13 protein-coding genes are annotated in these 13,011 nt (G+C 37.4%); 8 read left to right on the forward strand and 5 right to left on the reverse strand.

Going from position 1 to position 13,011, the window contains the following annotated elements; all coding sequences use genetic code 11:
* Positions 1-83: 83 nt before the first annotated feature.
* Entirely contained in the window at positions 84-581 is a 498-nt protein-coding gene (locus JOC77_RS02725) for a GNAT family N-acetyltransferase (RefSeq protein ID WP_204538228.1), read from the reverse strand.
* A gap of 115 nt (positions 582-696) precedes the next feature.
* Here JOC77_RS02725 and recQ point away from each other — a divergent pair, with 115 nt between their 5' ends.
* The 6 genes from recQ to JOC77_RS02755 all read left to right on the forward strand — a co-directional run bounded on the left by recQ (position 697) and on the right by JOC77_RS02755 (position 7,433).
* The gene (recQ, locus tag JOC77_RS02730; RefSeq protein WP_204538231.1) at positions 697-2,832 is read left to right on the forward strand and encodes a DNA helicase RecQ; all 2,136 of its coding nucleotides are present in this window, start codon (positions 697-699) and stop codon (positions 2,830-2,832) included.
* Positions 2,833-3,024: 192 nt separating this feature from the next.
* Complete coding sequence (locus JOC77_RS02735; RefSeq protein ID WP_204538234.1) at positions 3,025-3,477, forward strand: hypothetical protein; 453 nt, start codon at positions 3,025-3,027, stop codon at positions 3,475-3,477.
* 60 nt (positions 3,478-3,537) lie between these two features.
* Entirely contained in the window at positions 3,538-4,449 is a 912-nt protein-coding gene (locus tag JOC77_RS02740; protein WP_204538236.1) for an HD-GYP domain-containing protein, read from the forward strand.
* 510 nt (positions 4,450-4,959) lie between these two features.
* The gene (locus tag JOC77_RS02745; protein ID WP_239558558.1) at positions 4,960-5,418 is read left to right on the forward strand and encodes a GNAT family N-acetyltransferase; all 459 of its coding nucleotides are present in this window, start codon (positions 4,960-4,962) and stop codon (positions 5,416-5,418) included.
* Positions 5,419-5,491: 73 nt separating this feature from the next.
* Positions 5,492-6,889, forward strand: a complete 1,398-nt coding sequence (locus JOC77_RS02750; protein ID WP_204538239.1) for an aldehyde dehydrogenase — start codon at positions 5,492-5,494, stop codon at positions 6,887-6,889.
* 97 nt (positions 6,890-6,986) lie between these two features.
* Positions 6,987-7,433, forward strand: coding sequence for an NUDIX domain-containing protein (locus tag JOC77_RS02755; protein ID WP_204538243.1), 447 nt, complete (start codon positions 6,987-6,989; stop codon positions 7,431-7,433).
* A 218-nt stretch (positions 7,434-7,651) separates the two neighbouring features.
* On the opposite strand, the gene JOC77_RS02760 is transcribed toward JOC77_RS02755, so the two are convergent.
* Positions 7,652-8,506 (reverse strand): YihY/virulence factor BrkB family protein, encoded by an 855-nt coding sequence (locus JOC77_RS02760; protein ID WP_204538246.1) that lies wholly within the window; start codon positions 8,504-8,506, stop codon positions 7,652-7,654.
* Positions 8,507-8,698: 192 nt separating this feature from the next.
* Between JOC77_RS02760 and JOC77_RS02765 the strand changes: the two genes are divergently transcribed.
* On the forward strand, positions 8,699-9,256 hold the full coding sequence (locus tag JOC77_RS02765) for a YtxH domain-containing protein (protein ID WP_204538249.1): 558 nt from the start codon (positions 8,699-8,701) through the stop codon (positions 9,254-9,256).
* A gap of 44 nt (positions 9,257-9,300) precedes the next feature.
* Here JOC77_RS02765 and JOC77_RS02770 read toward each other — a convergent pair whose 3' ends face one another.
* The gene (locus JOC77_RS02770) at positions 9,301-10,440 is read right to left on the reverse strand and encodes an MGDG synthase family glycosyltransferase (protein ID WP_204538251.1); all 1,140 of its coding nucleotides are present in this window, start codon (positions 10,438-10,440) and stop codon (positions 9,301-9,303) included.
* 152 nt (positions 10,441-10,592) lie between these two features.
* On the opposite strand from JOC77_RS02770, the gene JOC77_RS02775 reads away from it, so the two are divergent.
* Complete coding sequence (locus JOC77_RS02775; RefSeq protein WP_239558559.1) at positions 10,593-11,435, forward strand: metallophosphoesterase; 843 nt, start codon at positions 10,593-10,595, stop codon at positions 11,433-11,435.
* A 44-nt stretch (positions 11,436-11,479) separates the two neighbouring features.
* Here the strand turns inward: JOC77_RS02775 and JOC77_RS02780 are convergent, their stop codons facing one another.
* Positions 11,480-12,043 carry a YkoP family protein gene (locus JOC77_RS02780; protein ID WP_204538254.1) on the reverse strand — a complete coding sequence of 188 codons (564 nt, stop codon included), beginning with the start codon at positions 12,041-12,043 and terminating at the stop codon, positions 11,480-11,482.
* Positions 12,044-12,088: 45 nt separating this feature from the next.
* Positions 12,089-12,829, reverse strand: a complete 741-nt coding sequence (locus tag JOC77_RS02785; protein ID WP_204538272.1) for an endonuclease/exonuclease/phosphatase family protein — start codon at positions 12,827-12,829, stop codon at positions 12,089-12,091.
* Positions 12,830-13,011: the final 182 nt, after the last annotated feature.

Raw genomic sequence — 13,011 nt, forward strand, 5'->3', positions numbered from 1 at the left:
GAATGTTGAAAGTAGAGTGGTTCACAGGTCTTCTTATAGAGATGGGAGAGCTGCTTAAAAACAAAGCAGCTGTCCTTTCTCAACTATATAAACAGTACCATATGCTCTTCATCGTAATAGGTATTCCCGATCTTCAGTGCACGTTTATCTTCTCCATACACTACAAAGCCAAGAGAAGTGTAAAGACCTTTTGCAGCCATGTTTCCAGTTACGACAGTTAAGTAAATTTGTTCAATGCCGCTTTGAGTTTTTGCAAGGCTGATTGCTTCTTCCATCAGCTTTCTTCCTGTTCCGCTGCCTCGATAATCTTCTTGAACATACATCGCAAAGATAGAAGCCCGATGTTTCAATTTTAATTTTGTTTCTGTTACAAGGTTAACTATCCCTATCAGATTTTCTCCTTCAAATGCGCCTATTGTAAACACATTCTTAGATTGAATTCTGTTCTCGAAATCCTCTATTGTTTTATCTTTTTCCTCTTGATAGCTTGACCCAAAAGCTTCGGGATTTTTTTGCAAAGCCTCAAGCCGAATACGTCTGTATGGTTCTGCATGCTGAGATCCCAGTCTTTCAAGTTTCATATTTTCACTCCTTAACTATGTACTGGATGGTTACCATATCAATCATAGCTCATTTCATATACAATAAGTGTGGCGATCAAAAGATTAATAAAAAATATTTAGGAGGCAGCGCAATATGCTTGACCAAGCCAAAAATATACTTAAAAATTATTTCGGCTACAGCCAGTTCCGCGCAGGCCAGGAACAGATCATAGAAAATATTTTAACAGGTAATGATACGGTAGGAATTATGCCTACAGGAGGCGGGAAATCTATTACCTATCAAGTGCCTGCCCTTGTTTTGGAAGGAATAACGCTTGTCATTTCACCGCTGATTTCCCTGATGAAGGATCAGGTTGATGCACTCGAACAGGCAGGGATTTCTGCAGCTTATATAAATAGCTCGCTGTCTTCCTCTGAAATCAGCGAGAGAATGGATGAAGCCGCGTCAGGAGATATTAAACTCTTATATCTAGCACCTGAGCGGCTGGAGTCACAGTTATTCCTGAATGAATTATTAACTCTTCCAGTATCACTTGTTGCAATTGACGAGGCGCATTGTATCTCGCAGTGGGGCCATGATTTCAGACCCAGCTATCTTCGTATCCAAACACTATTTCATAAATTTAAAAAAAAACCCGTAGTTCTTGCCTTAACAGCCACTGCCACTCCTCAGGTTCGAGAGGATATTTGTCAAACACTAAATATTCCTGAACAATACACGGTTATTACCGGATTTGAACGGTCCAATTTAAGTTTTACATTAATTAAGGGCCAGGACAGAGATAAATATTTAATGAATTATCTCAAACAAAATGAATCTGAAGCGGGCATTATATATGCAGCCACGAGAAAAAATGTGGAACAACTATTTGAAAAACTGCAAAAAGCCGGCATTACAGCAGGGAAGTATCACGCTGGAATGAGCAATGACGAAAGAAACCGCGAGCAGGAGAAGTTTTTGAATGATGAAATTTCTGTCATGGTTGCTACCAATGCTTTTGGAATGGGAATTGACAAAAGCAACGTCCGGTATACCATTCATTATCAGGTACCAAAGAATATGGAGAGTTATTACCAGGAAGCCGGCCGTGCCGGAAGAGATGGCCTGCCAAGTGAATGTATCCTGGTTTTCTCCGAGCAAGATGTACAGCTGCAGCGGTACCTCATAGATCAGTCCGAATCAATCTCCCATAAGCAGAATGAATTAGAAAAACTTCAGTTCATGAGGGAATATTGCTACACGGAAAAATGTCTTCAGGGTTTTATCATGAATTACTTTGGTGATCGCGATATCAAACCTTGCGGAAGGTGCAGCAATTGTCTGGATGAACGAGTTTCAGTAGATGTCACCAGGGATGCCCAAATGGTTTTGTCCTGTATTATAAGGATGAATGAACGTTTCGGAAAAACAATGGTCGCTCAAGTGCTTACAGGTTCGTCTAACAAAAAAGTATCAGAATTCGGATTTAATAAGCTTACAACCTTTGGTCTTTTAAAAGACCGGAGTGTCAAAGAGGTATCTGAATTTATTGATTATTTAACTTCAGAACAATTTATTGGAGTGACCGGAGGCCAGTTTCCTCTGTTGTTTGTAACCGATAAGGGAAAGTCCGTCCTTAAGGGGAACAGTAAGGTAAATAGAAAAGAAACAATTCAGGTTATAGAAGTAGTTAAAGCAGATGGTCTATTTGAAAAACTGCGAAGTCTAAGAAAAGAAATAGCAGCAGCTGAAGGGGTGCCGCCTTTTGTCATTTTTTCAGATTTAACCCTGAGAGACATGTGTGCTAAGCTTCCTGTTACTCTTGATAATATGGGTGAAGTGAAAGGCGTTGGAGCCCAAAAACTTGAGAAATACGGAAAACCTTTTTCTGAAAAAATACAAGAGTATCTTCAGGAACATCCCGAACACGAGCCAATTGTGGAAATTGTACAGGCACCCCCTAAGAAAAAGAAGAATGCTGGTACTGAGAATTCCTACCTTGAAAGCTATGATAAATTTATGGCGGGCGAGACAATTAAAGATATTTCAATAGAAAGGGATCTCTCTGTAAATACGATTGAAAACCATATAATACGCAGTGTAGAGGAAGGGAAATCCTTGAACTGGGAGGAAATTTGGACAAAAGATCAGGAGAACGAAATAGAAGAGGCTGTTCTGAAAACGGGTACGGACTTTTTAAAACCAATCAAAGACTTGCTTCCTCCTGAGATCAGTTATTTTATGATCAAGTTATGGCTTGTGAAGAACAAAGCTGGCCAAACTCTATAATCTATTAAAATTTGACATAAATGTGTACAAAACCCCTAATGATATTGCGAATTATAGTAGATTAAGTATATAATAGGTAAAAAATGCTATATTTAAAGAAAAATTCAAAAATGTGAAGGTTTTGGCTGAAATAGAGGTTCATTTTTTGGTCAGCCTGCTTCATAGTTTTGACTACCATTAGGGGGAAAAATTATGTTAAAAAGAAGTTTAGCTGCTGTTTTCGCTTTGTTATTTACATTCTCTTTCGGGTCAATGGCATTTGCGAGTGAAGATACTCAGACAGACAGCACCAAAGGTTTAGAGATTATTGAAAAAGCTAACCAAGAAATTGATAATTTAATTAATCAAGCTGTTGAAGTAGGCGCTGAATTACAAACCGAACACCTAGAGAAAATTACACACCTGCAAAACGATGCAGGTCTGACAGATATTGAAAAAAAAGAAAAAATTACTGAAGAAATCCAAAAGTATAATGCAGCATTAGATAAGCTTATTGTCGAGCTGCAGGACAAAGCCGTAGAACTAACTAACAAGGGCATTGAAGACGCAGCCCAGTATGGTGTATATGGAGTATGTGAATGGAAATTAGTTCAAATCGCAGACCGGACTGTTTGGGTTGACCCAATTAAGGTATTTGGATTTTAATATCAACAACGAAACGAGTCTTTTTGCGGGACTCGTTTTCATTTATGGGAGTAGGTAACTATGGAAGGGCTACAAATAAATAAAAATGGCGAGAGTATAGAAAATATTCTTTTAGGATCAACAGAATTAAGACTTCTTGGAAGCAAAAAAAATCTTGAAATAATGCACCAGACTGTATTTAAGGATAATATGTTTTATCTTTATCCAAGCGACGATCCGGAAGTAACCGAGTTTATATACATTTTAGATGGGATAATGGCAGGAGATATAAATAATAAAGCCGTAGAAATAAGGGCTGGTGACTATTGTTTAGTAAATGGTTTAAAGGAAATTGTACATTTTACAGCTATTACAGATGTTTCTTACTTATGGATCATTACAGAACCAGCATACTCCCATATAACTGACCATATAAAAAATTTAAGAGAATTTGTGACAAGAGTAGAACAAAAAGATAAATATACCTATCTTCACAGTGAGAGAGTCGCTAAATACTCTATAAAAATTGCAAAAAAACTTAAGCTCCAAAAGGAGCAGGTGGAGAATCTGTTTTTAGCCGCTGGTTTCCATGATGTGGGTAAAATAAATGTTCCAGAAGAAATCTTAAACAAACCTGGCCGCTTAACTGATGAGGAGTTTGACATCATAAAAAAACACCCGGTAGACAGTGCTAAAATGATTAAGCATATCTACAGCGGTAAAATTCTAGAAATAATCGAACAGCATCACGAAAGGCTGAATGGATCTGGCTATCCATATGGACTGAAAGAAAACGATATTCTTCATGAAGCAAAAATTATAGCTGTTGCCGACACCTTTAATGCCATGACAGAAGACCGTGCATATAGAAAAGCATATTCTGCTCAATACGCACTTGATGAAATAAAAAGCATGATTGGGACGCATTATGACGAAGAAGTTGTTTCGGCTTTTGAAGCTGTGTTATTGGAAGAAGGTAGAATTTCAAAATAAAAGCGCATGTTATAATCTCGGCGGCTTAGAAAAACCAACAAGGACTCAAATCATTGGGCCTTTGTTGGTTTTTTTAATTTCCAGTTATTTTTCCGAAAATCTCACTTACTTTATTTCTTTCTTTCTAAGTTAAATTCACATCCAAAGTCCTCAAATTATTAGTCATCTGTTCAGACTGTCAACATAGCCATCTTCAAGTGAAAAATTCACGAATCCACATCGCTCTAATTTCTCCTTCATCCTTCAGTGCTTTAAGAGCAACAACAACCTCATATTTCGGTGTTTCCGGAAGTGGATATAAACAAGTAAATATAATTTGTAGATAGTCTTTTAAGAGATCTTATATATTCCATTAAGTATTATTCCTGTCTTTATAATAGATAAAAGATTTATATGTTTCATGTGTCTAGTAATAAAGTGAAAGAACCAGCATTTACGGAGAATCGAAAATCAGTATATACTAATATTAACATTAAAAAACAAGGAACCTAGTAACAGGGGGATAAGAGTTTGGGAAACATTATGGAAGCCGCTGTTTCGGATTCATCCGAAATACTTACATTGCAGAAGAAAGCCTTCCTTAGCGAAGCGGAACTGCTTGGAAATTATGATATTAAACCTCTCCATGAGACTATATTATATGTAGAAAAAGCATTTCAATTGAATACTGTTTTAAAATTTGTTGTAAACGGACAAATTGTCGGTTCCGTAAGAGCTTTTGAAAAAGAGGGAACTTGCTATATAAGTAAACTAATGGTTCATCCTGAACATCAAAATAAAGGAATAGGAAGAGAGCTTATGCTTCATATTGAAAGCATGTTTCCAGAAGTTAGATATGAATTGATTACAGTTAAAAAATGTGCGAAAAACATCTCATTTTATGAGAAATTAGGTTATAAGGGTTATAAAACCAAAAAGCTTGAGGGAGAAGAAGCTTTATTTTTATGTATGGAGAAAAAGAGACATTAGAGGCTGCTTATGCAGTTTAAATCCTAAAAAGGTTTCTATTTCCTCAAATTTAGTTAAGTGAGGTCCAAACTATATGGAGCCAGCTGTAAAAGAAACAAGTCAAAAAGAAATTAAAGAAGTCCTAAATAGGCATAAGGAATATTTTAATAAACAATGTACTAAACCGATTGATTTCCGTATCGAACAGTTAAAAAAATTAAAGCAGTCAATTAAAAACAGTGAGCAAGACATCTTTGATGCGTTAAAAAAAGATCTGAACAAATCTGAATTCGAATCCTACCTCACGGAGGTTGGGATCTTGTACTCGGAAATTGACTTTACCTTAAAATCTGTCCGGAAATGGGCAAAACCCAAAAAAGTAAAAACAGCATTAACCCATTTCGGATCCAAAGGGTACATTATCCCTGAGCCTTTCGGGACCGCCCTTATTATTGCTCCATGGAACTATCCAGTTCAATTGGCTTTATCTCCCCTTGTTGGTGCAATAGCAGCCGGCAACACTGCCGTCATTAAACCATCAGAACTTACGCCGAACGTGTCAAAGGTTATTATCCATTTGGTCAGCACTGCCTTCTCTTCAGAGTATATTTCTGTAGTTGAGGGAGGCGCCGAAACAAGTCAATCTTTATTAAAGCAGGAGATGGACTATATATTCTTTACGGGCAGCGTGAATGTTGGAAAAGTAGTGATGGAAGCTGCATCCAAACGGCTTATTCCGGTCACACTCGAATTAGGCGGAAAAAGTCCTTGTATCGTACATAAAGATGCCAATATTAAGCTGGCGGCCAAAAGAATTGTATTTGGCAAATTTACGAATGCAGGACAAACGTGTATTGCCCCTGATTATCTGTTTGTTCACAAAGAAATCAAAGATGAATTGATTTCATCCATGAAACAAGTAATCACAGAATTTTACGGGCATACGCCTATTGCACATGACAGCTATGGGAAAATTGTAAATTCTTCTCACTTTAAGCGGCTTCAGGGATATCTCAACAATGGACGTATAATAATAGGTGGAGATTTTGATGAAAGCAGCCTGAAAATAGCACCTACGATAATGGACGATGTGGATTGGAAATCACCTGTTATGCAGGAGGAAATCTTTGGTCCAATATTCCCTGTTCTTGAATATAGCGATATAACAGACGTCATTATGTCAGTTAACAAAAGGCCGAAACCGCTCGCATTATACCTTTTTACCCAGAGCGGGCAAGTAGAACGCAGCATAACAGGAAGCATTTCATTTGGAGGCGGATCCATCAACGACACTCTTATGCATATAGCCACCCCTTACCTGCCATTTGGAGGGGTGGGAGAAAGCGGCACAGGAAGTTACCATGGAATGAGCAGCTTCCAAACATTCTCCCATTACAAAAGTATCCTCAAACAAACCAATGCATTTGATTTTACATTCAAATACCCTTCTGCCAAACATGGCTTAAAGATCATGAGAAAACTTTTAAAATAAGGGGACTGCCCCTTATTGCCCGGAGTTCCAGATCTTGTGCATCAGTATTTTTTTGGGGGGGGGGGGGACATCCCCTATTTCCCTAGGAGGTTGTTTTATGTTTATTGTAAATGTTGAAGGAGCCATTTTTAAGGAGGATTTATGGCTGATTATTAAGAGGAGTTTACTGGAGGAGCATGCTGCCGGCCTTTTAACCTTTGTTGAGGGGAAAGTGGATGAGGAAGGGTTCTCATCAGATATATTGGAAACGAGTTTGAAACGAGAGATAGCCGAGGAAGTAGGAGTCAGCATTAAGAACCCGTGTTATATAAACAGCAGCTCTTTCATTGCTGATGACGGAAGCCAGGTAATTAATATCGTATTCCTTTGTGAGTATGAAAGCGGCGAGGCTTACCCAAAATGTCGGGATGAAGTAGAATCTGTTATATGGATTTCTTATGAAGAGATCAGGAATCATCCTCAGTCACCGCTATGGTTGTTAAATAATTTGAAGCAGGCTGAACAGGCAAAAAGAAAATGTATACAAACTAGAGTGAAACAGTAGCCTATGTATATACCTAAATATCCGAAAAGGAACTGGATGCTGCAAAAACAGCTGAAGCAATAAAGAATATAAAAAGATAATGTAATATTATTATGTAAACATCATTGCAAATCTCTTAATCAAATAATGAGAAAATGCCGTTCTTAATGATCAAGCCGAGTCTAACATAGTAAAACAAACAAAAAAAGTCAGAGGGATCTTTCCCCCTGATTTTTTTATTACCCTGAGACTGGTGTATTTCTTCCAGGCTTGATTTTTAAAGTACTGCCTCTGTGGAGGATAGCATTTATTTCTCCGCCAAGAACAAGTGCAAGTCCTGTCAGGTAAAGCCATAGCATAAGGACAATAACTCCACCTAAACTGCCGTAAGTGGATGAATAGTTGCCAAAGTTGCTTACATAAAAGGAGAATCCAAGTGAGATTAACTGCCAGACTATAGTCGCTACAATAGCCCCTGGCAGTACCTGCTTGAAGGGGTAATGCTTGTTTGGTGCCATCTTATAAAGAAAGGCAAGAACCACGATCATGACGCAAATTGCTACAATCCACCGAAGAACTTTGAATAAAATTTCCATTTCTGCCGGCAATGGGAGAAACGAATCGATCATATCATATAGCACATTACCGAAAACAGGGAGTACAAGAGCAACTACAAAAGCTATTATAAGTCCTAAAGTCAGCATAATAGATATCAAACGCTGTTTAATAAAGCTTCTTGTTTCTTCTACATCAAAAGCAATATTCATGGAATGAATAAAAGCATTAATTCCATTTGAAGCGGACCAAAGGGTACCGAGTATACCAAATGTTAAGAGGCCGCCATTTCGATCACTGACGATATTAACAACATTATCTTTAAATATCGAAGATGATTCAGATGGCATAAGTGTTCCCATAACCTTAATTGCCTTATGAGGATCGATATTTAAATAAGGAAGGATTGATAACAAAAGAATCAACATAGGGAAGAGTGCCAGCATATAGTAGTAAGATTGTTCAGCTGCCAGCCCCGTTGCCCGATCATCTTTCATTTCTTTGCCCAGTTTCTTTCCAAAAGAAAACAGGTTCTTCATAGACATCATCTCCTGGCGAAAAGTAATATTTATATCTTCCAAATCCCTTTTTCCCGAATCCTGCATAGAGTAACCACTTTTAGGCGTAAAAGTGATTGACAAAGAAAGAAGATTTTGTTTTGTGTTTAAATTTTCTAAGAGAGGGAAAACAACTGATATACCAAGCTAGCTAACTTTTAAGGAGGAAATAACATGAAACAACAAACAGTGGTAGTTAATGACAAAAACAATAATCTTTTGGTGCGAGGGCTTATCATTGGAGGTGTTATTGGAGGAGCGTTGTCCCTGCTGGATTCCCAAACAAGGAAAAAAGTAAAAACAACGGCTGTCGACTTTAAGGATTCATCAGTGGATATGTTCTCACAGGTAAAAGAAAATCCAGGAGAAGTTAAGGAGCAAATGATGCAGCGCTTTAAGGCAGCTTCGAATTCTCTAAAAGAAGCTATCTCAGAGGCTCAGGATTTATATGAGATGGTAAATAAAGAAGTATTTGGCAAGGTAAGCAATGTTAAGAGCATCACGAATGAAACGCTGTATGCTGCTAAAGAAGCAACTGAAGAAATCAAAGAGATCAGCTCAAAAGTAGCTGAGGCTGGACAAAAATTAACAGGATCAATTCCTGTTCCAACTGGCACTAAATCCCTGGAAAGCGGTACAGACACAACATACGGAACAACTTCTACCGGATATAACTCTGGAGCGTTAAACTCTCCTGGTGCTGCTGGTACAGGAACTGGCCGCTTCAACTAAATAAACAGGTAAAGAGCAGAGATTTCATTCTGCTCTTTTTCTTTTTATTTATCTATTAAAAGATCCTCTATAATTTTTGAAGGAAGCATCGGATGAAGCTGTAAATGATAAAGGTTTATTTGATCCTGAAATTCCTGATAATGTACCGGATCATTCAAGATGGATATAAGCTGTTCTTCAATAGATGTATCGCTTTCCCAATTTTCCAAAGACAAAACTAATCCCATGTTCCTTAATGTTTCCATATTGATCTTTTCCTGCCCAGGTAATGAGTGATAAACAAACATGGGTTTTCTTTTATGCAGGCACTCGCTAATCGTTACACCCCCTGGTTTAGTAATGACGGCGTCCATCATATCATATAGCTCACCCATCTTTTTTCTGCAGGAAATGTACTCTAAAGGAATGATATTCCTTTCTTTTCTTTCTGTAAGTTTTCGGTATAGGCTTTTGTTTTTGCCGCATAGCACGTAATAGTGAGTATCGTTATATGTTGAAATTTTTTTAATAAGTTTTTCTAATTGGCCTGCTCCCATACTTCCCCCGCTTATCAAAATGTTTAGTGCTGAAGAAGGCTTCAGAGGTTCAATTTTCTTATAGTTCCTTAAGATATCTTGATGAATTGGGATGCCTGTTACATAAATTCGTTCTGCTTTTACACCATTGTTTATTAAATGCTGTTTCAGCTCTAGGGTTGGGGCGAAATGATGATCAATATGCTTAATGCCCCAAATATTATGGATGAAATAGTCTGTATATACATTTAAAACAGGAATAGGTAAACCATCTTGTTCTTTTATTCGACTCAGAAGGTAAGATGGCAGCGCATGTGAGCATATGATAAAATCCGGCTTGGACTCTCTTAATAGGCGCTTCATAAAAGGCATGAATAAGAATTCATATAGCCGATACCTTTTTTGTTCGTCCCTGCTTTTATACACAGAGATCCGATAAATCATATTGTACAAAGAAGGAAAAGCATGAATCCATTTTAAATAGACATTAGAAATTAGACGTTCTAGTCTTCCGTAGCTATAAGACAGAATGTCCACTTTCGCAGTTTCAATATGTGGGTGAGCTTGGTTAAAAGCTTCCATAAGGGCATCGGCAACTTGATGGTGGCCGGAAGGAATTTGTAAAAATGGCAAAAATAATAGCTTTTTGTTTATAACATGATTGGCCAAATGAATCTCTCCGAATAGAATAAGATTTTCTACTATTTTTGGGATTTACCTATATCTATTATTCCTAGGGTTTGTTTCCATTTCTATCCCATGAATTACCGGACAAAAATCAGTACTTCCTCATGTATAATTAGGTGAAGGAGTGATTTAAGTTGATACCAATATTGATAGCAGCCATAATCATATTCATCGGTTATTATATGAACCGTGCTTATAAGAACACCAAAGATATTATTATAAATCGAATTCATATTGATCAGGTTAATAAAGAAAGACGTCTGACCATTTTACAGCTGTCCGATCTGCATCTCGAGAATATTTCTATTTCTCCAAAAGAATTGTATGAACATCTTAAAGAAGAGCACATCGATATCATTGCTCTAACCGGAGATTTCCTCGACCGGAAAAGAACGATCCCCAAGTTAGCCCCTTATTTAGAAGTACTCAATCAATTAGGACCCAAGTATGGAATATATGCTGTATTAGGAAATCATGATTATGTGTTGAAAAATGAAAATTTAGATCGATTAGTTGATTTACTTGAGGCCTATAACTGTACAGTTCTCCGCAATGAAAGCATAGTGATAGACGTAGGTGGAAGGCCGCTTAATATAATCGGTATTGATGACTTCAGTACAAACAGAAGTGATATTGCCGCATCTTATAAAGAGATCGTCGAGGGTGCCTCATTAGTATTAACACATGACCCTAATATCGTCCTAGAAATGAAACAATATCCCTTTGACTATTTGTTAGCCGGCCATTTTCACGGAGGACAGATTTGCTATCCTAAGGCCTATCACCTGGCTAAAATGGGGAAGCTTGTTAAAATGCAAATGATTAAAGGACTTCATTTTCAGGATGGAAAGCCATTTTATATTAATGAAGGGCTTGGACAGACTGGCGTGAATATACGAATAGGCAGCCGTCCGGAAATCACTCTTCATCAGCTGCCGCTGAAAACTCATATAAAATTTGAAGAGACTGCCATTTAGCACTGTTAACTCTGTTAACAGTCCTTTTTTTTGTCTAAATGAGACTAGTTTCGGTACATTTTTGATAGTTTTTCCTTTGACATGAATAAATAACTTGGAGAAGCTTTAAGCACATTCTTCTTATTATTTAAAAAATCTGCTGAAGACAAAATGATAATAGGTAGAAAAGTGGCCCATTTAAGCCATTTGTAAAATGGGTGGGATATATCTTTGACATCAAACCCAAGACGGCTGCAAGCCCTATTAAGTGAAGTAATACCAATAATACCTTTTATATCTTGGGAATCTTTATGATTGCTGATATATCGTTCAATGCCAGGCAAAGATCTCTTAACACTTTGGTAGATGATTCGTGCCTTCACTATATCTGTGTTAATATGTCTCAAATCAGTGAGCAGCCTCACATTATGCAAATGAATTTTTACAAGCCGGTCATTCTTCTTGATTACAGTACCATCAGAAAGTGTAACTTCTTTTCCTTTATATCGAGTAAGCCTGACCCTGAAAATATTATCAGAGCTATGGCAGTCCAAAAGATAGCTTAAACGGGTAAATCGGTAGTATATAGGATCTAAAATATTCCAGATAGTTAAAAAATATCCTCTCATTGTCTTCTTCCTTTTGTCTAAGATTTAGTGATTACCTGGTGGAGCTTAAGGAGAAAGCAATTTCAATGTTGCCGTTACAGGAAGGTGGTCGGATGCAGCGGCATTCTTGTTAATTACACTGGATTCGACAGCATTAAATCCCTTGTTTATAAAAATATAATCGAGCCCCATTCTCGGTTTTTTTGATGGATAGGTGTGGCCGCCCTGAGACGACGGATTCGCTTCCAGCCATGCATCTTTAAGCGTATTTGTTACCAGTTTCCAGCTTTTTGATCTTCGATTCATATTCCAATCTCCCATCACGAAACAGGGGGAGTCTTTCTGTTTCATTTGGTTCAATATAAAAGACGTCTGCCGTTTATGGAGAAGCGGGGCAAAGCTTAAATGTGCCACATAAGCAGTAATATTTTGCTCTTCTGCCTTAATGGTTACTTCAAGCAGACTGCGGTCTTCTATAATTTTTGGAAGGAAGTCAAATGGATGGTTAGTAGAATGGATGATCGGAAAGCGAGTTAAAAGTGCATTGCCATATTGTTTTTGTCTATTATTCACTCGGTCCTCGATCGTTATGGCTGGACCGTAGGCATAGTTCATCTGCAAGGCCCTGGCAAGATATTTTGTCTGATCGATAAATTTACTCCGGTTTGAAAAAAACTTGTCTACCTCGTTTAATCCGATAATATCTGCTTTGACCGACTTTATAACTTCTAAGATCCGGTCAAGTTCCTGTTTCTTGTCTGTGCCTTTTCCATGATGGATATTAAATGTCATAACCTTTATTTCCATTGTTCTCATCCTTCTTAAAAGAAACCTTAATAATTTTTAATCACTTATATAATTTGCAACTTTGCCAATTTCAAAGCACTATAAAAAATTTAAACTTTTTCCTGTTTCTCCAGGCATAGTGAGATTTGGGATTTCGATGAAAAATGCTTAAGTATATTGAAGGCGTTTTTTTAGAAAAATAA

Source organism: Peribacillus deserti, from assembly GCF_016909175.1.
GTDB lineage: Bacteria > Bacillota > Bacilli > Bacillales > DSM-1321 > Paraperibacillus > Paraperibacillus deserti.